This window comes from Herbidospora mongoliensis (assembly GCF_001570545.1).
GTDB lineage: Bacteria > Actinomycetota > Actinomycetes > Streptosporangiales > Streptosporangiaceae > Herbidospora > Herbidospora mongoliensis.
Genome location: NZ_BBXD01000008.1, coordinates 183,817 through 205,122 on the forward strand (window position 1 = coordinate 183,817; position 21,306 = coordinate 205,122).

Consider the following 21,306-nt stretch of genomic DNA (forward strand, 5'->3'; position numbering starts at 1 on the left):
GTAACACCGAAGCTGACCTATTGTCCAATGTGCACAAGCTGTAATCAGGTCTCGGTTTCCAGAGTCAGCTAACGGGGCATTTCGGTCGTACTGGGGTGACCATCTTCAGGGGGTTCGGGAGAACGGGGAGGTGAGTGCGTCGAGCGTCATCATGCTGCCGTACGCTCTGGCGAGCGTTGCTGTGGCGCGTCAGCGCCTCAGCGCCGACCTGCTCGCGTCCGGAGTTTTCGATGCGGCGGTCGACGACACGGTCCTGGTGATGAGCGAATTGTTGAGCAACGCCCTACGTCACGCACACCCCCTTGCGTCTGGGCAGCTCAGAGTCACATGGGCCTGCGGTGACGGACATATAGAAGTAGCCGTGAGCGACGGTGGCGCGACCACCGAGCCGCGGGCCGGACGGCCTACTCTCTCGTCTCTGGGGGGCCGGGGGCTCGGCATCGTCGAGTTTCTGGCAGAGCGCTGGGGGGTTCGCCACGAGGGCGAGACGACGACCGTTTGGGCCATCGTCCACTGCCCTCATCCTGCCCGAAATGGGCAGTCCGGTGAGTCCGAAATTAGCGCGATAAGTCAGGTCGTCTGAGCGGTGAGTAGTCGCCGCTCGGTCGTCGTCCACGCGGTGCTGATCAGCAGGTAGACGCCCGTCGCGAAGGGCAGGAACGCGGCGGCGAGCACGGTTCCGTACGGAAGCAGTTTCAACAGCCCACTACCCGGCATTTCAGGCGTCCCGATCACCAGTCGCGACGACTGCCAGGCCACCAATGCGATGAGCACGATCAGGCCGACGAACACCAGAGTGGGCGCACCGAACAAACCCGAGTGGGCGATCACCGCTCCGAGATGGTCACTCAGCGGCACCGACAGCGCGCTGTGGGTCATCAGCACGTTCTGCTGCCCGGCGATCACCGGGTGGGTGAACAGGTTGTACAGCACGAACACGAACGGGATCTGGGCCAGGCCCGTCCCGACGCCGGCGAACATCGAGGTGCCCGCGCCGGCGTAGAGGGCCTGTGTCTCCCGGACCAGCCGTTCCGGGTCCTTGGCGTGGCGCTTCTTGAGTTTCGCCACATCGGGAGCCAGTTTCGCGCGGAGGCGCTGGAGTTTCGCCTGCCGGAGCGCCAGGGGGAGCAGGGCGAGGCGGACCAGCAGGGTCAGCAGCACGATCGCCGGCGCGGCGCCGACGAGACCGGCCAGCGCCGCCGTGGCGTGGTAGGCCGGTCCGAGTACGAAGTCGAACATGATTCAGGAACCTTTCGTCACTCTGCTTCTGAGGCAGATTCACAGCGCGAGCCACGGCCGGCCTTCGGCCGTCCGCGTCTCGCTTTGGGCATGACGAAGGCGCCCGTGCCGATCAATGGCGATCAGCGGGGCGCCGGGTTTCCTGTTGGAGCTCTTGACCGGGTGCGGCCTGGTGAATTGGGGTGGCGGAGCCGTACAGAAACCGCCTCGACCCCGGCGCCCAGCGGCGCGGGACCGACGCGCGGCGCGGCGGCCAGCAGGCGCAGCGCCCACGTCAGGAGCAGCAGGCCCAGCACGGCGAGCAGCGCGATGCCACCGGGCATGGCGAGCGCACCGAGCAGGGCCTGGACGAACATGCGCTACTTCTTCTTGGCCACGAGGGTGATCGCTCCGACGACGACCGCCGCGATCAGCGCGATCACCAGGAGGAACTTCAGCGTCGCGAAGAGCGCGGGGATGACGAATCCAACCACCAGCCAGATGGCGAGGAAGATCCCCACGACCGCAAAAACAGTACGGGTCATGGCTGACAAACTACGCGTTCGCCGATCTCCGTGCGACCTAGTCTTTGGGGTGTGACCGTAAGTCCCGCCGCCCGTGTCCTCGTCGTCGACAACGATCCGGCCGTGGCCGAGGTCATCGCCCGCTATCTCGAACGCGACGGCCATGAAGTGCAGTGTGCCGGTGACGACGTCCTGAACAGCATCGACCCGCCCGACCTGCTCATCCTCGACATGAACCGGCTCGCCGTCGGCCGCAAGCTGCGCGCCCGCTGGCCGGTCCCCGTGATCATCCTCGGCGAGGCCATCGACCTGGTCGACCTCGACCCGGACGCCGACGCCGACGACTACGTCACCAAGCCCTTCAGCCCCCGTGAGCTGGCCCTGCGCGTCGCGGCGGTGCTCCGCAGAGCCCGAGGATCGATCGTGCCGGCCGGAACGGGTGTGCTGCACGACGCCGACCTCGTGGTGGACGTCGGGGCCCGCCACGTGCTCCTCGGCGACGCGGAGGTCACCCTGACCGCCCGCGAGTTCGATCTGCTCGTCTATCTGCTGCGCAACCCGCGCCAGGCGTTCAGCCGCACCGACCTGCTCGACCGGGTCTGGGGCTGGGCCTTCGGCGACTCCTCGACGGTGACCGTCCATGTGCGCCGGCTGCGGGAGAAGATCGAGCACGACCCGACCGATCCCAGCCGCATCATCACGGTGTGGGGCGTCGGCTACCGCTACGAACCGGTCTCGTGACCGATCGAGAACGCCTCGGTGATCGCCCGGAACGTCGGGCATGGCCAGCGCCACATACAACTGCGGCAGCGCAGGATCGGGTGGGCCGTGTCGCTCGTGATGCCGCCCGCGTCGCGCGGCTGGTGCAGGTCGATCAGGCGCAGCGACAGTTCGGAGAAGGCCAGCAGGTCATCGCGGGACGATTCGAGGAAGTCGAGGTCGGTCGAGGCCAGCCGGGTCTTGATCGGTACGAAGCCCTCACGGTTGAGCAGCCGCCTCAGCGGTCTGACCGCATCACGCCACGAACTCGCCTTGTCGGCGCGGATCTGGATGACTTCCAGCCGCTCACGAAGCCGACGTCTCTGTGGATCTTCAGGGAGTTCCGTGTTCATGAGCGCCGCTCCTCCTCCGGCTCCGGCGGGAGCCGGTTCCATAGCGTCAAGCTTCGCGCACTCTGCGTTTACATGGGACCGAAATCGGGGACAAAGGGCGAACGACTCTTCGGTAATCCCAGAGGAACGTGACCCAGCGCCCGACCGGCGCTAGTGTGCGCGCTGTGGAGCTCAAAGTCTCGACTCGATCGCATGCGGGTCACGCTGTGATGGCCGTATCCGGAGAAATCGACCTGTATACCGCGCCTCGCTTGCAGTCGGAGTTCACCCGAGTGCTCGAAGAGTCCGCGCTTGACCGGGTTGTCATCGACATGTCCGGCGTGGAGTTCTGTGACTCCACGGGCATGAACGTGCTGCTGTCCGCGCTCAAGCGCCTCAAGGAACGCGGTGGCGTGCTGGAGGTGGCCGCGCCACGTCCAGCGGTCCGCAAGATTCTGCAGGTGACAGGTCTCGACTCGGTGTTCACCGTGCACGAGAGCGTCCCGGCGGAATTGGCCGAACTGACCGGATGAGCAGTCTTTCCCCCCGCTCGGACGCCGCGGTCGTCATCCCCGCCAAGGATGAGGACGACCGCATCGCCGCGACGGTTACCGCTGCTCTCCGCCTGCCTGGCGTCGCCCTTGTTCTCGTCGTCGACGACGGGTCGTCTGACGAGACGGGGCGGGTGGCGCGGGCCGCCGGTGCCCGCGTCGTGCGCCACAGCCGCAATCGCGGCAAGGCCGCGGCGATGGAGAGCGGCGCGGAAGCCGTCCGGCTCCTCGACGAAGACTGCCACCTGCTCTTTCTCGACGCCGACCTGGGAGAGACGGCCGCCGCGGCGGCTCCTCTTCTCGGGCCGGTCGTTTCGGGTGCCGCCGACATGACCATCGCGACTTTCGCCACCCGGGTGAAGCTCGGGGGGCACGGGGTCGTGGTTCGGGTCGCCCGCGACGGCATCAAACGGCTGACCGGATTCGACACCGTGCAGCCGCTCAACGGTCAGCGCTGCCTGACCCGCGCGGCCTTCGAGGCGGCACGTCCGCTCGCCGCCGGGTTCGGCGTGGAGACCGGGTTAACGGTCGACCTCATCCGGAAGGGTTTCCGGGTGGTCGAGGTCGAGGTCGAGATGGCCCACCGGGCCACCGGCACCGACTGGCGGGCCCAGCTGCACCGCGCCAAGCAACTGCGAGACGTGTCGCGGGCGCTGGCGGCTCGGGAACCGACGGTGGTCAAGGCCATGGAGACGATCGAGGGCCTCCGGCCACAGACCCGCCCTTGAGATTTTCTGTACGGGTTGACGCGGGCGCACGTGTTTTCCACAGGGCCTGGAGCTATTCACAGGTTGCCGCCGGGCGGGGTTGACGTTCGGGACTCACCCCTAGGCTTCTCGGCGTGGAGCGTGTGGCTGCGGGCAGGCTGGCCGTCGGGTGTGTGGCGGCGGCCCTTGGGCTGACGGTGCTGTTGGCCCTCTTGGGGCCTTCGGCCTTCCAGCCTCGGCTCGCCGGGACCGGGTGGGTGCCGTTCTTCGTCGACGCCGGGCTTCCCGGGTGGACGGCCATCGGGCTGGCCGCTGCCGTGGTCGTCTTCGGGACCGCCGGGGTGCTGCTGGGGCTCTACGGCGCGCCTTCACTGCGGGTGTTGCGGTGGCTGGGGATCGGCGCCGTCGTGGTGCTGGCGTTTCTGCCGCCGATCGGGTCGTCTGATCATCTGAACTACGCCGCCTACGGGCGGCTGCTCAATTTGGGGCATGACCCTTATTCGGTCACCCCTGACCGAATCCCTGGTGACCCCGTTCTGGGGGCGGTCGAGGAGTGGGCCGCGACGCCGAGCGTCTACGGCCCGGTGACGACCGGGGTGCAGGCGCTGGCCAGTTTCATCGGCGGCGACTCCGTGCGGCTGACCGTGTTCGTGATGGCGCTCGTCAACGCCGCCGCGTTCCTCGCCATCGCCTGGATGCTGGGGTCACGCGGGGTCGTGCTGTGGACGGCCAATCCGCTGGTCGTCTTCCATCTGGTCGCCGGCATGCACGCCGACACGCTCGCCATCGCCTTCGTGGTCGCCGCGCTGGTCACCCGGTTCAAGGGCGTCTTCCTCGGGCTGGGGGTCGCGGCCAAGGTGACCGTCGGGGTGGTCGCGCTCGGGGTCGCGTGGGAGCTGCGCAAGAACCTGGGCAGGCTGGCCCTGGTCGCCGGCACGGCGTTGGCGGTGTGCGGGGTGGCCTACTGGCTCGCGGGGCCGAACTCGTTCGACCAGGTGCTCAACGCCAGCAAGTCGATCTCGTGGGCCACGCCGTGGAAGCTGGTCCAATACGGGCTGCAGGAGATCTTCGGGTCGGGCGCCTACCGGGTCTGGATCCAGATCGGGTCGATCATCCTGTTCGCCGCGCTGGCCGCGCTGCTGCTGCGGGCGCTGGCGCCGCTCGACGCCGCGCGGGTCGCCGTGGCGTTCTCCGTCGCGTGGCTCTTCTCCACGCCCTACGCGCTGCCCTGGTACGACGGGCTCGCGTTCGCGCTGCTGGCGCTCATTCCGAGGTCGTGGCTCGACTACGCGATGGTCGCCCGGATCTCGCTGCTGTCGTTCGCGTATCTGCCGGCGCGGCAGTTCGACCAGCCCGCCGGTTCTGAGTGGCTGGTCGATGTGGTCAGGGCGCAGGTCGTTCCGTGGCTGCTGCTGGGGGTGGTGGTGTTTCTGCTCGTACGGCTGCCGCGAGGGTCAGCGGTACGGCCACCGTCAGTGCCATCGCCGGAATCGCGATCCCCGAGTCGTTGATCAGGAAGCCGACGAACGCCGCCGTCAGCGCGCCGATCAATCCGGCCCGCAGCTCCGGGGCCTTCTCGTAGGCCACGCTCAGCGCGGCGACCTTCATCTCCCTGGGCCTGGCCAGCACGAGGAACAGGAACGCCAGCGCGACCAGCGACAGCAGGGTCAGCGGCCAGTTGCCCAGCGTGCCGAGCATCGCGCCGAGCTTGCGGGCCAGCACCCCACCGGCCTCGCCGTCGATGACCTGCTGGACGAACGCGCCCAGGTGGGTGCGCTGCTCTTTCGGACGCGACCAGTCGGCCAGCGCGATCGCGGTGATCAGGGCCGCCCCCGCCACGGCGATCAGGGCGAGTCTGGTCACCGACACCCGCAGGCCCGCCAGGAGCAGCAGGAACACCGCGAAACCGAGGACGAACGACGGCACGCCGCCGAAGTCGGCCCCCCAGGAGGGCCAGCCGTCGGCGGCGATGGCGAGAAGGCCGTACAGGACGCAGAAAACCAGGGCCAGCGTACGGCGGCGGATGAAGTGGGCGGCGGCGGCAAGGAACAGGATCGTGCCGGTCGAATAGACGGCGAAGGCCATGTTGCCGAAGCCGTAGAACCGGCCACCGGTGACCGGTTCGTAGCCGGTGACCGCGTTGACCTGGAGGGACGAGCCGGTCATGACGTCCAGGAGCAGCGCGATCGACGACACGCCGGCCACGACGCCCAGGGGGCCGAGCGGGTCGCGGCGCCACGGCCCGGCGAACGCGACGGCGGCGATGAGCAGGGCGAAGCCGAGGATGGTGCCGACCAGCGCGGGCATCGGATGCGCGACGCTCCACCACGGGACGAGCTGCGCCAGGAACGTCGAGATCGGCACCGCGCCGCTGACCACGCCGACGATCATCATGGCGCGTCCGGCACCGGCGACCTGGCGGCGCATGACGAACGCCGCGACGGCGTAGAAGACGACCTGGATCATGACCAGCGAGAAGAAGAACAGCTCCCGGACGTCCCTGAGGACCTGGCTGGCGAGATCGTCGTCCGCCAGGTCTGTCGGACTGGCGGGGCCGGCCGTCGAGGTCCAGGCGCGGCCTACGACGCCGTCGGGAATGGGGAGGGCGAGCGCGGTCAGCGCGGTGGCGGTCAGGTCGGTGATCGTGACCAGCCCGACCTGACGGGTGGACGCCGCGGTCAGCAGCCCCTTGCCGAACCCGGGGCCGGTGGCCATGGCGACGTGCAGATGCGCCGCGGTACGGGCGTCGGAGATGCCCCCGACCAGGATCGTGGCGCCCTGGGGGACCTTGGCGAGGATCGCGCCGACCGTTGCGTCGGCGGCGGCGACGGCCTGCTCTCTGCCCCGGTCGGTCATGCCGCCCGCGAGCCACGCGTCGGAGATCTCGGGGGCCTCGGTGACGACGAGCTGGTAGCCGGTGAGGTCGAGGTCGTCGATGGTGGCGGAGTAGGTGGTGACATTTCCGGAAATGTCGGCTGCGCCTAGCGCCGCACCCGGGCCGACGGCGGCGACCCGGCCACCTGCGTCTTGCACGGCCTGGCCCAGCGTGCCGATCCCGGCCTGGAACGACGACTGCTGCTGCAACGCGACGAGCGCCCGCCAGTCGGGCACCGCGTTGCCTGTGGGCCGCGCGGGCGCTTCGCAGCCGGGCGAGGCGGCCCGCTGCCCGGCCGACACCGTCAGCCAGCCCGCGACCGGGCACGTGATGCCACGGCCTTCGAGGGGCACGGCGCGGGTCGACAGCGAGGCGTCTCCGGCGTTCTCGGCGAGCTTCCACAGGTGGGGTGTGCGAGTGGAGCTGAGGTCGGCCCACTCCAGCCCGGGAACACCGATGATCACCACTTGACCCGGCGGCGCCGCGAGCGCGGTTCCCGGCAACCCGAAGACTCCTGCGAGGAAGGAGACCAACAGGACCCAGACGGCCCGGCGCACCGGTGGGGCTGCGGCACTTGAGGAGGGATCGCCACCACCCAGTCGATGAGGGGCGGTGCCTTCCGCGCTCGCTGTCAGACCGTTGCCCCGTGCGGCCACGTGTGGGGAGGGTCTGTGCACGGAGGGTCCTTCCCTGCGGTCTGATAGCGGGTCACACGGTAGCCTGCCTCGTCGTGTGGAGCGTCGTGCGGAGCCGGTCGGCCTGGTGGCCCTTGGGGTTGCTTCTCGTGCTGGCCGCGGCCGCGCCGCTCGTCCATTACTGGCTGACCAACCCTGAGGATCAGCGGCTCGTCGACCTCGACGTCTATCGGCTCGGCGGGCAGGCGCTGCTCGACGGGCTGCCTGTTTACGGCGTGGTCACGCCGGCGCCGCAGCTGCTTCCGTTTACCTATCCGCCCATTTCGGCGATGTTCGCGGTGCCGCTCGCGCTGTTGCCGTGGCCGGTGCTCCAGTGGGTGTGGACGGCGGCCATCGTCGCCACCCTCGCCGCCGTTGTCTGGGTCGCCTTTCCCGAGCAGCGGAAATGGCTGCCGCTGCTCACGATCGCGTGTCTCTACCTCATGCCGATCCGCGACCAGATCCGGTTCGGGCAGGTCGATCTGTTTCTCGTGGCGTTGTGCCTGTTCGACGTCGCGGTGAAAAGGCCGTGGTGGCCGCGCGGGGTGCTCATCGGTATCGCGACCGCCGTCAAGCTGACGCCGGGGGTGTTCCTCATCCTCTTGTTGCTGGTCGCGTGGCGGAAGCCGTACCGGAATGAGGAAATGAAAGCGTTCCTCACGGCGTCGGGGACCGCGGCGGTGCTCACCGTCATTCCGTTTCTCGTCATCCCCAGGGACGCCGTCGATTTCTGGTTCGGGGCGCTGCTCGATTCGGAAAGGCTCGGGGCCAATACGGCGACGACGAATCAGTCGATGCGCGGGATGCTGCTGCGGCTCTATTGGCCCGATGCGCTGACCACCGTGCTCTGGCTCGCCGCCCTTGCCTTTATCGGCTGGTACGGCTTCCGCGCCGCCCGTCGCCATTACCTCGACGGCCACACCCTCACCGCCGTCGCGCTCACCGGGCTGATGGCCGTGCTGCTGTCGCCGGTGGCGTGGATTCACCATCTCGCCTGGATCGTCGTCGTCATCGCCGCGCTGCCCGAGATCAGGGAGAAGGTCGCCACGTGGGTGTTCTACGTGCTGCCGATCCCGTGGTGGGGGGCCTACATCAAGATGTGGGAGATCCCGGTGCTGTCCCCGACGCTGGGGAAGATCGTCCAAAACGCCTTCGGGCTCGGGGCCATCGCGCTCGTGTTCCTCCTTGCCCGAAAGCGGGCGAAAGCGTGACCGCGCCATTACGCTCGGTCGCGTGCTGGTTACCGCTTTCGTGATCGTCGGGCTGCTCGCCGGTTTCACCGGGGTCGCCATCGGGCTCTACACGCTGCGCAACGCGCGGGCGGCCGTCGAAGAGTGCCTCGACGTCCTGGCCAGGCGGGCGGCCGTCGAAGGGGTCGTCGACACCAAGGCGATCCGCGACGTCGCGGTCTTCCGCTACGACGCCCTGGAGGAGATGACCGGGCGGATGTCGTTCTCGGTCGCGCTGATCAACGGGCTGGGCGACGGGATCGTGCTGACCTCGATCAACGGGCGGACCGAAACCCGTACCTATGTCAGGGCCCTTAGAGGCGGCAGAGGGCTCCAGCCCCTCTCGCCCGAAGAGGAGCAGGCGGTGCGGGCCGCCCGGCTCGGGCTGGGGCCCGAAGTCGAGGTGGCCGACGGTGACCTGCTGCGACCCGCCGGAGGTCTCTGGAGCAACTCCGCGCGCTGAAGTCGTAAGGATGCGCATACACCACGGCCGACTGTGGCTAACCTGGTCTTATGTCAAAGCTCGCCTATCTGGGCCCCGAGGGTACCTTCTGTGAGGCCGCCCTCCGTGTGCTGGCGCCCGAGGCCGAGCGCCTGCCGTGCGCCAACGTCCGTGCCGCGCTCGACGCGGTCCGCAAAGGTGAGGCCGACGGGGCCGTCGTTCCCCTGGAGAACTCACTCGAAGGTGGCATCGCCCAGACGCTCGACGAGCTCGCCTGGGGGCAGCCGCTGCTGATCGTCGCGGAACTGCTGCTGCCGGTCGAGTTCGCTCTCCTGGTCCGTCCGGGCACCGAATCGCGCCAGATCAAGCGCATCTTCACCCACCCCGCCGCCCACACGCAGTGCCGTGACTTCATCGACCGCGAGCTTCCTGGCGCCGTGGTCGTCCACTCCTCCTCGACCGCCGGCGCGGCCCAGGAGATCGCCAACCCCGAGTCCCCCTACGACGCCGCCATCGGGCCGTCGATCGCGGGCGAGATCTACGAACTGACCGAGCTGGCCTCCAACATCGGCGACCGCAACGACACCGTGACCCGGTTCGTCCGCGTCGCGGCCCCCGGCACGCTCCCCGAGCCGACCGGCGCCGACCGTTCGTCGATGGTGGCTTTCCTGCGCGACGACCACGCGGGCGCGCTGCTGGAAATGCTCTCCGAGTTCTCCGTACGCGGCGTCAACCTGACCCGAATCGAGTCGCGTCCGACCGGTGACGGGATCGGCAGCTACTTCTTCCACTTCGACTGTGAGGGGCACATCGCCGAGGCCCGGGTGGGTGAGGCCATCTCCGGGCTGCACCGCGTTTCTGGCGATCTGCGGTTCCTCGGGAGCTACCCTCGGGCCGACCAGGTGCCGACGCAGATCAAGCGGGGCGTCGCCGACGCCGATTTCGCCGAAGCCGCCGGGTGGCTAAGCCGAATGCGGTCAGGTTCCGTGCAACGGTAGCGTTTGCTCTGTGATTGACCTGCGAACCCTACGCGAAGATCCCGACCGGCTGCGTGACTCGCAGCGCGCCCGCGGGGAGGACGACTCCGTCGTCGACACGCTGCTCTCCCTCGACGAGCGTCGTCGTAGTGCGCTCGGCTCCTTCGAGTCGATGCGCGCCGAGCAGAAGAACGTGGGCAAGTCGGTCTCCCGGGCGTCCGGTGAGGAGCGGCAGGCGCTGCTCGACCGGGCGAAGGATCTCGCGGCGCAGGTGAAGGCGGCCGAGGCGGAGGCCGAGCGGCTCGGCGCCGAGCTCGAGGCCATGGCCATGTCGGTGCCCAACATCGTCGACCCGGCCGCGCCGCACGGCGGCGAAGACGACTACGTCGTCCTCGAACACGTCGGCACCCCCCGGGAGTTCGACTTCGCCCCGCGCGACCACCTCGAGCTGGGCGAACTGCTCGGCGCGATCGACATGGAGCGCGGCGCCAAGGTGTCGGGCTCCCGCTTCTTCTTCCTGCGCGGCGCCGGGGCCCGGCTCCAGCTCGGGCTGCTCAACATGGCCATGCAGCAGGCCATCGAGGCCGGGTTCACGCCGATGATCACTCCGGTGCTGGTCAAGCCCGAGTCGATGCAGGGCACCGGCTTCACGATCGCCCACGACAGCGAGATCTACCGGCTGCCCGAAGACGACCTCTACCTGGTCGGCACCTCCGAGGTGCCGCTCGCGGCCTACCACGCCGACGAGATCCTCGACGGCCCCCAGCTGCCCTATCGCTACGCCGGCTGGTCGTCGTGCTTCCGCCGGGAGGCCGGGTCGTACGGGAAAGACACCCGCGGCATCATCCGGGTGCACCAGTTCGACAAGGTCGAGATGTTCTCCTACTGCAAGCCGGAGGAGTCGGCCGAAGAGCACCAGCGACTGCTCGGGTGGGAGCGGCAGATGCTCGACAAGTGCGAGCTTCCCTACCGCATCATCGACACCGCCGCCGGTGACCTCGGCATGTCGGCCGCCCGCAAGTTCGACTGCGAAGGCTGGATCCCCACGCAGGGGCGTTACCGCGAACTCAGCTCGACGTCGAACTGCACCGAGTTCCAGGCGCGCCGCCTCAAGGTGCGATTCCGCGACGACGACGGTAAGCCGCGCGTGGTCTCCACCCTGAACGGCACACTCGCCACCACCCGGTGGATTGTCGCCATTCTCGAGAACCATCAGCAGGCCGACGGTTCGGTCGTGGTTCCGAAGGCGCTGCGGCCCTTTGTCGGGCTCGACGTTCTCGAACCGGTCAAATAAACACACTGAAGGCCGGGGTTCTCGAAAAGAACTCCGGCCTTCAGGCTGTCTTGGTCTAAAGGGCGCGGACCTGCGAAGCCTGCGGACCCTTCGGGCCCTCAGTCACTTCGAACTCCACACGCTGACCGTCTTCGAGGTTCCGGTAACCGGAACCGGTGATGGCAGAGAAGTGCACGAACACGTCCGGCGCGCCGCCGTCGGGGGCGATGAAGCCGAAGCCCTTTTCAGCGTTGAACCACTTGACGGTTCCCTGAGCCATTAACGCTCTCCCTAAGGAAGTGAATCTTGGGGCACACACCTCGTGAACCCCGGTGTGTCGCACAGCTCCCCGGGTGGCTCATAACAGTCAAGCTGGTTTTCGCTATCGGGAACAGCTAATACAACGCGATCCATATCTAACACTATGAGAGCCCCAAGATGTTCCCTGTCCGGGGGAGAATTCTTGTCCTGAGATCCCCCTGTCCGGTGCGTCTCGGCGGCAGGGCAAACTGGGTCCTGTTATGGCCCCACCGCGACTCATCGCCACCGATCTCGACGGCACCGCACTGCGCTCCGACGGCACCATCTCGGCCCGCACCGCCGCCGCCTTCGCCGCCGTCGAAGACTCAGGGGCGACCCTGGTTTTCGTCACCGCCCGGCCGCCGCGCTGGATGACCTCCGTCAGCCACGTCGTGAACCACCGAGGCCTGGCCATCTGCGCCAACGGCGCACTCCTCTACGACCTCCACACCGAGTCGATCGCCGACTCCCACCTGATCGACGCGTCAGTCGTCGCCGAGACGGTCTCGCTGTTGCGGGGCGCGGTGCCTTCGCTGACCTTCTCCGTCGAGTACGAGGACGGGTACGCCTACGAGAGCGACTTCCCGCTGGGGAGCTGGGACCGGCGTTTCGGCGACGGGCGTCCGCCTGTCGCCTCCGTTCTCGGACGACCTTGCGCCAAGCTCCTCGCCTACCACCAGACGATGGCTGCCGACGATCTTTACGAGCAGGTCGTGGCGCTCGTGGGGGAGATGGTGACGCCCACCCATTCGAGCGGGCGGGCGCTGATCGAGATGAGCGCGGTGGGGGTGACCAAGGCGACGGCCCTGGCCCGGTTCGCCTCGCGTAACGGGATCACACCGGGGGACGCGGTGGCCTTCGGCGACATGCCCAACGATCTGCCGATGCTGGGGTGGGCCGGGACGTCATGGGCGGTGGCCAACGCTCACCCTGACGTGCTGGCGGCGGTCGACCATGTGACGGCGGCCAACAACGACGACGGGGTGGCTGTCGTTTTGGAGCGCCTGTACGGGGTGACTCCCGCGGCCTGAGGCGAGTGGGTCTTGACATGAAGGTCGGGCTGGGTGACTTGGGGGTCGCCCAGCCCGTACAGGAAAGCGGTATTTAGAGGTAGGGCCCCGAGGCGCCGCGGCCCTGGTCTTCCTGGCCCTGGGAGAAGCCGCCCGGGAGGGCGCGGCGCATCTGCTCCAGTTGGGCGCGGGCGGCCATCTGCTGGGCGAACAGGGTGGTCTGGATGCCGTGGAAGAGGCCTTCCAGCCAGCCGACGAGCTGGGCGTGGGCCACGCGGAGCTCGGCCTCGCTGGGCGGGGTGCCGTTGGTCGCGAACGGGAGCGAGAGGCGCTCCAGTTCCTCGACGAGTTCGGGGGCCAGGCCGTCTTCGAGTTCCTTGATCGAGCTCTGGTGGATCTCCATGAGACGCTTGCGGCTGGCCTCGTCGAGGGGGGCCGCGCGGACCTCTTCGAGAAGCTGGCGGATCATGCTGCCGATCCGCATCACCTTCGCGGGCTGTTCCACCAGGTCGGCGACCGACCGCTCTTCACCTTCCGGCGCTTCTTCCCCGGACGGAAGAACCACGACGTGTGGAGTGCTCTCGTCAGCGTTCATATCCCTCAACCTACTAGCAGGATCTTGCCGATGTGGTCCCCGGCTTCGAGCATCCGATGGGCCTCCGCAGCGTGTTCCATCGGTATCTCAGCGTGGATGACGGGACTGATCGCACCCGCGCTGACCAGCGGCCAGACACTGTCGGTCACACCCCGGCAGATCACGCCCTTCTCGTCGGGTGTACGACTCCGTAGCGCCGACGCCATGACGGTCGCACGCTTCCGCAGCAGCGCGGCGATGTCGAGTTCGCCCTTGGTGCCACCCTGCATCCCGATGATGGTCAGACGTCCACCTTTGGCGAGGATCGCGACGTTGGATTTGAGGTATTTGGCGCCCATGATGTCGAGGATCACGTCGGGGCGATCGTCTTCGAGTACCTGGGAGAAATCTTCCACTCGGTAGTTGATTCCTCTATCCGCGCCGAGTGCCAGACACCGCTCGACCTTCGCCTCCGAGCCGGCCGTGACGATCACCCGCGATCCGAAGGCCTTGGCGAGCTGGATCGCCATCGTGCCGATGCCGCTCGCGCCGCCGTGGACGAGCAGGGTTTCGCCCTTTCGCAGGCGGGCAGCCATGAAGACGTTGGCCCAGACCGTGCACGCCACTTCGGGCAGCGCGGCCGATTCAGCCAGGGAGGTGGGGGCGGGCATCACTTGTTGCCACGGAACTGCCACCTTTTCGGCATACCCGCCGCCGGCGAGGAGCGCGGTGACCTCGTCACCTACCGTGAGGGTGTCAACACCCTCACCTACCTCGCTGATCACCCCAGAACATTCCATCCCGGGAATTTCAGACGCACCGGGTGGAGGCGGGTAGAGTCCTTGCCGCTGCAGAAGATCGGCTCGATTCACCGCTGACGCAGTGATCTCAATCACCACTTCACCTCGGGCGGGAACCGGATCTGGCACCTCGCGCCACTCCAGAACGCCGGGCCCACCGGGGCTAGAAATCACGATCGCACGCATGTGACCTAAAGTAACCGAGCAGCCAACTCGACGGTTGGCCGCGTTCGCCTGTATACGGGGCGCTAATCTGCAATGTGTTTGCTGCCCCTTTAGCCCATCCCGAGGGGGAAACACGGTGGCACGACACGATCGTGAGGATCCCCACTCGCTCGAAGACCAGCTGGCCTGGCTCGACGCGATCAAGGAGATGCCCGACGAGGTCGACATCGCGGTATCCGCGGTGACGGCGTCATCTCTGGCCGCTCCACAGCCTGCGCCGCCGACGGACGAGGTGCCTTCGCCCTACCCGAAGGACCCCTGGCGGTCGGTTCCGGCCGAGCCGGCGCCGTTCCGGGCTGTCGCCGCGGCTGAAGAGCCACCCGCTTCCGACAGCGGGGTGGAGACACTTGATCCGTTGCCGTTCGGAAACGGGCGCGGGGCGTTCGCCGACACACCGGTCGACACCGACTCCTACAACGTGGGGGCGTTCGGGGAGCGGCTTCCCGCCGAGCCTGACGGTTCCGACGAGCCGGTACGGGGCTGGCTCGAGCCGGCCATTCCCGTGCACGACGAACCGGCCGAGTCGGGACGATTCCCGCGGCCGGACGCGGAGACGGGACGATTCTCACCGGAGACGGTCGCGGATCTTGGACGGTCATCGGAGTCCGACTCCGGTGGCTTCAGGGTCTCGCGCCCCGACAGTGACTCCGGGGGCTTCGGGTTCTCGCGTACCGAAGGCGACTCCGGCGGCTTCGGGTTCTCCCGCGCCGACGAGGACTCCGGGGCTTTCGGGTTCTCCCGCACCGACACCGACCGGGTTTCGCGGCCCGAGAGTGACTCAGGCGGCTTCAGGGTCTCCCGCCCCGACAGTGACTCCGGCGGCTTCGGGCGCTCGGACTCCGACTCGGGCCCCTTCCGCGTTGCTCCGGAGTCCGGGGGCGCTTTCGGGCGCACGGACTTCTCGCGCCCCGACAACGAATCCGGGCGGTTCTCCTGGCCCGGCACGGAGGCCGAGGAGACCCCGGCCGCCGAGGACACCGACCCCGGCGACCGGTTCCGTCCCATCCGGGACGCCGACGAGCCGTTAAGAGGCTCGCTGCGAGACAACCTCAACCAGTCGGCCGAAGCCGCAGCCGGACCCGGAGAGGCCTTCCGATCGTCTGCGCGGGAGGCGCTGGAGTCGTACACGAGAGAAGTTCAGCCGCCGCTCTCGGAGTCGCGGGAGATCGCGGAGCGGGAGCCCTACCAGGCTCGGCGTCGGCAGCCCGACAACCTGCCCGCCCCGGCCTTCACCTCGACGTCACGGGCCCTGGTGCCCCGCTCGACGAAGCCGCCTCCCGACAGCCTCGACCCCGCGACCCTCCTCAAGGGGCGCAAGGACGGGCCGGCCACCGGCTGGCGACGGGTGATATTCAAGGCGACGGCCGGGTTGATAAAACCCGGTGAAGCGCCCGAGGTCCGCAAGCGGGCCGAACTGGTGGCGCGGGCGCGCACTCCCGTCTCGGCCGGGCACCACCGCGTGGCCGTGCTGAGCCTCAAGGGCGGCGTCGGCAAGACGACCACGACCGTGGGCCTCGGCGCGACGCTGGCACAGGTGCGCGGCGACCGCGTGATCGCCGTCGACGCCAACCCCGACCGTGGAACGCTCTCGGACAAGGTGGAGCTGGAGACGTCGGCGACCATCCGCGACCTGCTGAACGAGCGCGGGGACATCCGGCGGTACGTGGACATCCGGGCCTTCACCTCACAGACGCCCTCCAGGCTGGAGATTCTCGGCTCTGACCGGGACCCTTCCGTGTCCGAGGCGTTCTCCGCCGAGGACTACCAGTCGGTTTCGACCGTCCTGGAGAACTTCTACTCCATCGCCATCACCGACTGCGGGACGGGCCTGCTGCACTCGGCCATGTCCGGCGTGCTGGGGCTGGCTGACCAGCTCGTCCTGGTGAGCAGTCCTTCTGTGGACGGGGCTCGGGCGGCGTCGGCGACGCTGGACTGGCTGGAGGCTCACCACTACGGGGACCTGGTCAAGTCGGCGACTGTGGTGCTGTGCAGCGTACGGCCCCGGTCCAAGTCGACTGTGGACCTGAAGCGGCTTGAGGCGCACTTCGCGGCTCGGTGCCGGGCTGTTGTCCGGGTGCCCTATGACCCGCACCTTGAGGAAGGGGCGGAGATCGATCTGGAGCGGCTGCAGGAGCCTACTCGGGCTGCTTTCCTGAGGCTGGCTGCTTGCGTGGGGGATGGGTTCGCGGGGGCGCCTGGGGTTGGGGAGCGGCGGTACTCCGAGATTCCTGACCACATCTGATGGCGTGGCTCTCCCGTCCTCTGGTGGGGGCGGGAGAGAGTAGGGTTGCGTTTTGAAACCCCTCTTGTGGGGGGTTCTGGAGAGCTCGCCTAGTGGACGATGGCGGCGGTCTTGAAAACCGCTAGGGGTGGCGACATTCCTCGTGGGTTCGAATCCCACGCTCTCCGCCTAGCTTGGAAATATGGTCTGGCCTGGGTGATCATTCCCTGGGCGTGCACGGGGTGATCTTGACCTCATTCGCCTCACCTCTCCCACGAGTGGACCACCGAACCGGTGGCCCGCACCTTGGCCGTTGGTTCCCGGTCTCCGGCGATGACTCGCTCTCGGATGGCCGAGCTTCGGCGGGCCGGACGTCGGCAGCCCGGCGACGCCCCTGACCTCCCGGGCGCCGACCAAGAAATCACCTCATTTGCTTGAAATCGGTAATGGATTCGGTAAATCGGTATGGGCTCAGTTGTCGATGTTGAGTACACATAGAGGGATAAAGACGGAAGGACGGGCTTCTGGCCCACGAACGCACCAACACCATGGCGGTAGGGCAGGAGCTGGAACGCCGAATTCTCCGGGGAGGCCGTCGAAGCAGCCGGCGCCGGACGTCGAGTTCAGAGGACGGAGGGCGCGCGGGTGGTGAGTTCGAACCACAGGCGCGGCAAGGCGACGCAGCCGCGTACCGGGGAGCCCGCCGCCCCGTTCATCCCGGCCGCACCGGCTGCCGTGAGCGAGAGGTGGCTGCTCGCCGTGAGCGAGCCGGGAATGGGCCGGCTCGCCCTGCGGGCACGCGAACGGCTCAACCTGCTGTGCGACGCCGGCTCCCACATCGGCACCTCACTGGACGTTACCCGGACCGCCGAAGAACTGACCGAGATCGCCGTCCCGCGGTTCGCCGACTACGCCGGAGTCGATCTGTACGACGGGGTGCTGCGGGGACAGGAGCCCACCACCCCTGAGGAGGTTCTCCGCCGGGCCGCCTTCGCGGGTATACGAGAGGGCTCGGGTCTGCATCCGGTCGACGCGCCGATTCTGCTGCTTCCCTCCACGCCGCAGGCTCGCAGCATGGCCACAGGGCAGCCGGTGATCGAACCGGTGCTGTCCACTGACATCGGCTGGCTGGCGCAAGATCCCGAACGTGGGCGGACAGCGTGCGAGCACGGCATCCACTCCCTCGTGGCGGTGCCTATGCGGGCCCGCGGCATGACACTCGGTGTGGTCAGTTTCTACCGCTCCGCGGCCAGGAACCCGTTCGAGGAGGACGACCTCGCCCTGGCCGAGGAACTGGTCAACCGCGCGGCGGTGTGCGTCGACAACGCCCGCCGCTACGCCCATGAGCGCGCGATCACCAGAGAACTGGAGGACGCCACCACGTCACTGCGGCATTCGCTCGACCACCAGCGGCGGTTCACCGCCGACGCCTCCCACGAACTGCGCACTCCGCTGGCGGGACTGCGGATCCAGCTGGAGGAGGCCCAGCTCCACCCTGATCAGACCGATCTCGCCGACCTGCTCCGCCACGCGCTGACCGATGTCGACCGGCTACAGGCCATCCTCACCGACCTGCTCTCGCTGGCCAGGAGCGAGGCCCGCCCGCTCACCGCCTTGGAGCCCGTGGACCTGGCCGAACTCGTCGAAGCCGACATCGCCCGGCGGATCGGTGATCCTCACCCGGTACGGCTCGACCTCGTCCCCGGCGCGCTGGCCGACGTCGTCCACATTCAGATCTGCCGGGTGCTGAACAACCTGCTGAACAACGCGCAACGGCACGCCGCACACCGCGTCACGGTGGCGGTGCGCCGCACCGGCGACATCGCGGAGCTCAGCGTCATCGACGACGGCCCGGGCGTCCGCGCGTCGGAACGCGAGCACATCTTCCAGCCCTTCACCCGGCTGGACAGCGCCCGCAGCCGCGATCGCGGCGGCACCGGACTCGGCCTGGCCATCGCCCGCGACATCGCCCGGGCTCATCACGGCACCCTCCACGTCGAGGACGCGGCCCCCACCGGGGCACGCTTCGTCCTGCGCCTCCCGCTGGCCGGGACGTGATTCTTTGCCCGTCCAGCATGAATATTTACCCGGCTCATGCATTAACTCGCGCTACTCAGATTTATCGTGAAATGTTGCGACAGTCCGTGCGGCGGCCTTTTCTCGCGGACAGGCGAGAACCATGGAGTTGAATTGAGCAGACAATCCGCGGAGAAGGCGGTACGCCTACCGATCCTGAATTCGTGGCGGCGTTGTCAGGACGCCGGGCTGAACCCTGCCGAGGTCAAAGCACGCCTGCTCGACGACCTGGATCTCGACAGCGTCCTGGCCCGCGCGGCACAGCCCGTGCTCGACCAGGTGCAGATCGCCATCGCCGACACCCCGTCGGCGATGTTCCTGGGCGACGCGTCCGGAGTGTTGTTCCGGCGCGTCCTGGGCGACACGGCGATGCGAACAGCGGTGGACGCCCATGGTGTCCTCCCCGGCTTCAGCTACGCCGAGTCGGACATCGGCACCAACGCCATCGGCTCGACCCTGATGGAGGGGCGCACCTGCCAGGTCCTGGGAGAAGAGCACCTCTGGGAGGAATTCCAGCGGTACGCCGCCGTGGGAAGCCCCGTGCTCAACCCGCTTAGCGGGCGGGTGGAAGGGGTCGTGGCCATGGCCTCTCTGTCCGAGCGGATGAGCACGCGGATGACGGCGATGGTCCGGCAGACGGCCCATGAAGTCGAGCAGAGCCTGCTCGACCTGAGCACCGCCCGCGAGCGGGCCCTGTACAGACAATTCCTGGAGTCGGCGCGGACGAGTGAAGCCGCCGCCGTTCCAGCCTCCACGCCAATGCCCCCGGAGCTGTGTCAACGTGATCGGCTCGCCATGGAGGACGCCGCCGTGAGACTGGTGGCGCAGGGGCAGGAGGCGGTGGTGGAGATAGCCCTCTCCGACGGCCGCACCGCCACGGTCGTCGCGCAACTGGTCACCGGTTCCACCGATTTGACCGGCATCGCCGTGGAAGCGTGGCTTGCCTAGGAGCTCGTCATGGCCTGACCTGTCACGCGGCGAGCACGCCGATGGCCGCGTACAGGTAGAGGCAACCACCGAGCGACACCGCGACGCCGGCGATGGCGGGGAGCCAACCGGCTACCACAGCGGCCGGCGACCAGTGGTGGGCGCGCCGGGCCAGCAGCCCGCCACCCTTGATCGTCACGACGCCGACGGCGGTCAGGGTGGCCGCCATTCCCACCCCGAACGCGATCACCAGCACGACGGCGTCCAGCGCCCGCCCGGTGAGCAGCCCGCTCACCAGCACGATGAAGGCCGACGGCGAGGGCAGCAGCCCGCCCGACAGGGCGAGCGCGACCAGCCCGCGCCGCGACCACGGATCGGTCGGCGACCGCGTCACGACGTCGCCGTGCGCCTCGACGGAAACCGGCGACTCCGGCCCGGCTCCGGGGTGCCCGTGCCCATGTCCATGCCCGTGCCCATGTCCGTGACCGTGACCATGGCCTGTTCCGCTTCGCCGCTCACGCAGGTGGCGGTAGACGAGGTGGGCGCCGACGCCGATCACGACCAGCCCGGCGAGTACCTGCAGCCAGGCCGTGATGCTCTCCGTGCCCAGGCCGGCGACGTCGCTGAGCCCCACCCACGCGACCGCCAGCACCAGCACCGAGAAGGTGTGCATGACCGCCACGATCACCCCGAGCCGCACCGCGTCCCGGTATCGGCCGTGGGTGCCGATCAGGTACGCCGCGGTGATGCTCTTGCCGTGCCCGGGAGCCACCGCGTGGACCACGCCGACGCCCAGTGCCACTGCCAGGACCAGCCAGAACGCCGTGCCGCCGTCGAACATCGCGATCAGGCGGTTGTCCGCCCCGCCCATTCCGTTCATGCCTGCGCGTCCTTCCGGCGTCGTGCCCGCAGCAGGACCAGCACGCCGATGATCACGGCCGCGGCGGCGGTGCCTGCGGCGACGGTGGTCACGGCCGCGGTCGTGCCGCCGCCGGAGGCGGTGAAGCGCAGCCGGGTGGTCTGCTGCTGTGCGGTGTAGAGCGTCTGGGCCGGGGTGGCGGGTGTCTCGGCGGTGAGCATGGTCCGGTAGTTCTCGTCGAGGTCGGTGAGGGCGCTCACGGTGACGTCGAGGTCGACGGCCGGGCCGGGGCAGTCGAAGGTGAGCCGGGCGCCCTGGGCGACCAACTGCTCCAGCGACTCCAGTTGGCCGGGACACGGTGTGCCGCCCTGCGCGACGGTGATCCGGCCGAGCAGGTAGTCCCGGACCGCCGCGGACCGCTGCAGCTTCTGTTCGCCGGTGAGGGTGGTGGACACCGACTCGGTGGCGGGGTTCTCGAACGCGCCGACCGACTGGCCGAGTGCGACCCAGTCGTCCTCGGCGGCCAGCCAGGCGATGGCCACGTGCGAGCCGTCGACGCTGATCCGCGCGGTGGACGGCGGGCCGAAGGGATGGGCGGCGGCCGGCGCCGACGGCACGGCGGCCACCGCCGCCCCGGCGAGCAGCGCGCCCGCCAGACGGGTACGGAAGGTCACGGGATCTCCTGTCGAGCGGCCGGGCCGGCGCGGTACGCCGGCCCGGTCCGCGGGGACGAGCCGCGCCCCGGTACCGTCC

The 21,306-nt window shown here is 68.6% G+C and carries 22 protein-coding genes, 1 tRNA gene and 1 pseudogene; 14 read left to right on the forward strand and 10 right to left on the reverse strand.

The window, feature by feature from the left end:
* Nucleotides 1-151 precede the first annotated feature (151 nt).
* Nucleotides 152-583, forward strand: a complete 432-nt coding sequence (locus tag AW272_RS00945; protein ID WP_066361169.1) for an ATP-binding protein — start codon at nt 152-154, stop codon at nt 581-583.
* On the opposite strand, the gene yidC is transcribed toward AW272_RS00945, so the two are convergent.
* From yidC to AW272_RS43040, 3 genes are all read right to left on the reverse strand, one after another.
* Nucleotides 571-1,239 (reverse strand): membrane protein insertase YidC, encoded by a 669-nt coding sequence (yidC, locus tag AW272_RS00950; protein ID WP_066360098.1) that lies wholly within the window; start codon nt 1,237-1,239, stop codon nt 571-573. The two genes, AW272_RS00945 and yidC, sit on opposite strands and share 13 nt — an antisense overlap.
* 122 nt (nt 1,240-1,361) lie before the next feature.
* Nucleotides 1,362-1,595 carry a DUF6412 domain-containing protein gene (locus AW272_RS00955; RefSeq protein WP_066360100.1) on the reverse strand — a complete coding sequence of 78 codons (234 nt, stop codon included), beginning with the start codon at nt 1,593-1,595 and terminating at the stop codon, nt 1,362-1,364.
* A gap of 3 nt (nt 1,596-1,598) precedes the next feature.
* Nucleotides 1,599-1,763 (reverse strand): hypothetical protein, encoded by a 165-nt coding sequence (locus AW272_RS43040; RefSeq protein ID WP_169807468.1) that lies wholly within the window; start codon nt 1,761-1,763, stop codon nt 1,599-1,601.
* A gap of 51 nt (nt 1,764-1,814) precedes the next feature.
* Between AW272_RS43040 and AW272_RS00960 the strand changes: the two genes are divergently transcribed.
* On the forward strand, nt 1,815-2,483 hold the full coding sequence (locus AW272_RS00960) for a response regulator transcription factor (RefSeq protein ID WP_066360102.1): 669 nt from the start codon (nt 1,815-1,817) through the stop codon (nt 2,481-2,483).
* Here AW272_RS00960 and AW272_RS00965 read toward each other — a convergent pair.
* Nucleotides 2,465-2,854 carry a hypothetical protein gene (locus AW272_RS00965; protein ID WP_066360104.1) on the reverse strand — a complete coding sequence of 130 codons (390 nt, stop codon included), beginning with the start codon at nt 2,852-2,854 and terminating at the stop codon, nt 2,465-2,467. The two genes, AW272_RS00960 and AW272_RS00965, sit on opposite strands and share 19 nt — an antisense overlap.
* A 164-nt stretch (nt 2,855-3,018) precedes the next feature.
* On the opposite strand from AW272_RS00965, the gene AW272_RS00970 reads away from it, so the two are divergent.
* The 3 genes and pseudogenes from AW272_RS00970 to mptB all read left to right on the forward strand — a co-directional run.
* A complete protein-coding gene (locus tag AW272_RS00970) occupies nt 3,019-3,366 on the forward strand; it encodes an STAS domain-containing protein (RefSeq protein WP_082801324.1) in 348 nt (115 codons plus the stop codon).
* Nucleotides 3,363-4,112: a glycosyltransferase family 2 protein gene (locus AW272_RS00975; protein ID WP_066360108.1), complete on the forward strand. Its 750-nt coding sequence runs from the start codon at nt 3,363-3,365 to the stop codon at nt 4,110-4,112. The genes AW272_RS00970 and AW272_RS00975 overlap by 4 nt, the downstream gene beginning before the upstream one ends.
* A gap of 236 nt (nt 4,113-4,348) precedes the next feature.
* Nucleotides 4,349-4,972 (forward strand): annotated as a pseudogene (gene mptB, locus AW272_RS44750) (polyprenol phosphomannose-dependent alpha 1,6 mannosyltransferase MptB); the annotation flags it as partial.
* A 502-nt stretch (nt 4,973-5,474) separates the two neighbouring features.
* Here mptB and AW272_RS44755 read toward each other — a convergent pair.
* Complete coding sequence (locus AW272_RS44755) at nt 5,475-7,469, reverse strand: hypothetical protein (RefSeq protein ID WP_157518104.1); 1,995 nt, start codon at nt 7,467-7,469, stop codon at nt 5,475-5,477.
* Between the two features lie 227 nt (nt 7,470-7,696).
* Here AW272_RS44755 and AW272_RS00990 point away from each other — a divergent pair, with 227 nt between their 5' ends.
* From AW272_RS00990 to serS, 4 genes are read left to right on the forward strand one after another with little or no spacing between them, the layout of a single operon-like run.
* Nucleotides 7,697-8,851: a glycosyltransferase 87 family protein gene (locus AW272_RS00990; protein WP_066360113.1), complete on the forward strand. Its 1,155-nt coding sequence runs from the start codon at nt 7,697-7,699 to the stop codon at nt 8,849-8,851.
* Nucleotides 8,852-8,873: 22 nt separating this feature from the next.
* Nucleotides 8,874-9,332 (forward strand): DUF4446 family protein, encoded by a 459-nt coding sequence (locus AW272_RS00995; protein WP_066360114.1) that lies wholly within the window; start codon nt 8,874-8,876, stop codon nt 9,330-9,332.
* Between the two features lie 50 nt (nt 9,333-9,382).
* On the forward strand, nt 9,383-10,309 hold the full coding sequence (pheA, locus tag AW272_RS01000) for a prephenate dehydratase (RefSeq protein WP_066360115.1): 927 nt from the start codon (nt 9,383-9,385) through the stop codon (nt 10,307-10,309).
* A gap of 10 nt (nt 10,310-10,319) precedes the next feature.
* The gene (gene serS / locus AW272_RS01005; protein WP_066360116.1) at nt 10,320-11,582 is read left to right on the forward strand and encodes a serine--tRNA ligase; all 1,263 of its coding nucleotides are present in this window, start codon (nt 10,320-10,322) and stop codon (nt 11,580-11,582) included.
* Between the two features lie 55 nt (nt 11,583-11,637).
* Here serS and AW272_RS01010 read toward each other — a convergent pair whose 3' ends face one another.
* Nucleotides 11,638-11,841 (reverse strand): cold-shock protein, encoded by a 204-nt coding sequence (locus AW272_RS01010; protein WP_030455233.1) that lies wholly within the window; start codon nt 11,839-11,841, stop codon nt 11,638-11,640.
* Between the two features lie 241 nt (nt 11,842-12,082).
* Between AW272_RS01010 and AW272_RS01015 the strand changes: the two genes are divergently transcribed.
* Complete coding sequence (locus AW272_RS01015) at nt 12,083-12,892, forward strand: HAD family hydrolase (protein WP_066360118.1); 810 nt, start codon at nt 12,083-12,085, stop codon at nt 12,890-12,892.
* Nucleotides 12,893-12,965: 73 nt separating this feature from the next.
* On the opposite strand, the gene AW272_RS01020 is transcribed toward AW272_RS01015, so the two are convergent.
* Together AW272_RS01020 and AW272_RS01025 are read right to left on the reverse strand one after the other, a co-directional pair.
* The gene (locus AW272_RS01020) at nt 12,966-13,466 is read right to left on the reverse strand and encodes a bacterial proteasome activator family protein (protein WP_066360122.1); all 501 of its coding nucleotides are present in this window, start codon (nt 13,464-13,466) and stop codon (nt 12,966-12,968) included.
* A 5-nt stretch (nt 13,467-13,471) separates the two neighbouring features.
* On the reverse strand, nt 13,472-14,431 hold the full coding sequence (locus AW272_RS01025) for an NAD(P)H-quinone oxidoreductase (protein ID WP_066360124.1): 960 nt from the start codon (nt 14,429-14,431) through the stop codon (nt 13,472-13,474).
* Between the two features lie 115 nt (nt 14,432-14,546).
* Here AW272_RS01025 and AW272_RS40230 point away from each other — a divergent pair, with 115 nt between their 5' ends.
* The 4 genes from AW272_RS40230 to AW272_RS01045 all read left to right on the forward strand — a co-directional run bounded on the left by AW272_RS40230 (nt 14,547) and on the right by AW272_RS01045 (nt 19,715).
* Nucleotides 14,547-16,712, forward strand: coding sequence for a MinD/ParA family ATP-binding protein (locus tag AW272_RS40230; protein WP_245657154.1), 2,166 nt, complete (start codon nt 14,547-14,549; stop codon nt 16,710-16,712).
* Between the two features lie 78 nt (nt 16,713-16,790).
* Nucleotides 16,791-16,879, forward strand: a tRNA-Ser gene (locus AW272_RS01035).
* Between the two features lie 460 nt (nt 16,880-17,339).
* Entirely contained in the window at nt 17,340-18,749 is a 1,410-nt protein-coding gene (locus tag AW272_RS01040) for a GAF domain-containing sensor histidine kinase (RefSeq protein ID WP_157518107.1), read from the forward strand.
* Nucleotides 18,750-18,881: 132 nt separating this feature from the next.
* A complete protein-coding gene (locus AW272_RS01045; RefSeq protein ID WP_066360130.1) occupies nt 18,882-19,715 on the forward strand; it encodes a GAF domain-containing protein in 834 nt (277 codons plus the stop codon).
* Between the two features lie 22 nt (nt 19,716-19,737).
* Here the strand turns inward: AW272_RS01045 and AW272_RS01050 are convergent, their stop codons facing one another.
* Both AW272_RS01050 and AW272_RS01055 read right to left on the reverse strand, forming a co-directional pair.
* The gene (locus AW272_RS01050) at nt 19,738-20,574 is read right to left on the reverse strand and encodes a nickel/cobalt transporter (protein ID WP_066360131.1); all 837 of its coding nucleotides are present in this window, start codon (nt 20,572-20,574) and stop codon (nt 19,738-19,740) included.
* A complete protein-coding gene (locus AW272_RS01055) occupies nt 20,571-21,227 on the reverse strand; it encodes a hypothetical protein (RefSeq protein WP_066360132.1) in 657 nt (218 codons plus the stop codon). The genes AW272_RS01050 and AW272_RS01055 overlap by 4 nt, the downstream gene beginning before the upstream one ends.
* Nucleotides 21,228-21,306: the final 79 nt, after the last annotated feature.

Bases quoted from the DNA above. Each gene is read 5' to 3' on its own strand.
- AW272_RS00965 (WP_066360104.1), bottom strand. From the start codon at position 2,854: ATGAACACGGAACTCCCTGAAGATCCACAGAGACGTCGGCTTCGTGAG.
- AW272_RS01015 (WP_066360118.1), top strand. From the start codon at position 12,083: ATGGCCCCACCGCGACTCATCGCCACCGATCTCGACGGCACCGCACTG.
- AW272_RS01020 (WP_066360122.1), bottom strand. From the start codon at position 13,466: ATGAACGCTGACGAGAGCACTCCACACGTCGTGGTTCTTCCGTCCGGG.
- AW272_RS01050 (WP_066360131.1), bottom strand. From the start codon at position 20,574: ATGAACGGAATGGGCGGGGCGGACAACCGCCTGATCGCGATGTTCGAC.
- AW272_RS00945 (WP_066361169.1), top strand. From the start codon at position 152: ATGCTGCCGTACGCTCTGGCGAGCGTTGCTGTGGCGCGTCAGCGCCTC.
- AW272_RS01025 (WP_066360124.1), bottom strand. From the start codon at position 14,431: ATGCGTGCGATCGTGATTTCTAGCCCCGGTGGGCCCGGCGTTCTGGAG.
- pheA (WP_066360115.1), top strand. From the start codon at position 9,383: ATGTCAAAGCTCGCCTATCTGGGCCCCGAGGGTACCTTCTGTGAGGCC.
- AW272_RS00975 (WP_066360108.1), top strand. From the start codon at position 3,363: ATGAGCAGTCTTTCCCCCCGCTCGGACGCCGCGGTCGTCATCCCCGCC.
- AW272_RS43040 (WP_169807468.1), bottom strand. From the start codon at position 1,763: ATGACCCGTACTGTTTTTGCGGTCGTGGGGATCTTCCTCGCCATCTGG.
- AW272_RS01010 (WP_030455233.1), bottom strand. From the start codon at position 11,841: ATGGCTCAGGGAACCGTCAAGTGGTTCAACGCTGAAAAGGGCTTCGGC.
- yidC (WP_066360098.1), bottom strand. From the start codon at position 1,239: ATGTTCGACTTCGTACTCGGACCGGCCTACCACGCCACGGCGGCGCTG.
- AW272_RS00955 (WP_066360100.1), bottom strand. From the start codon at position 1,595: ATGTTCGTCCAGGCCCTGCTCGGTGCGCTCGCCATGCCCGGTGGCATC.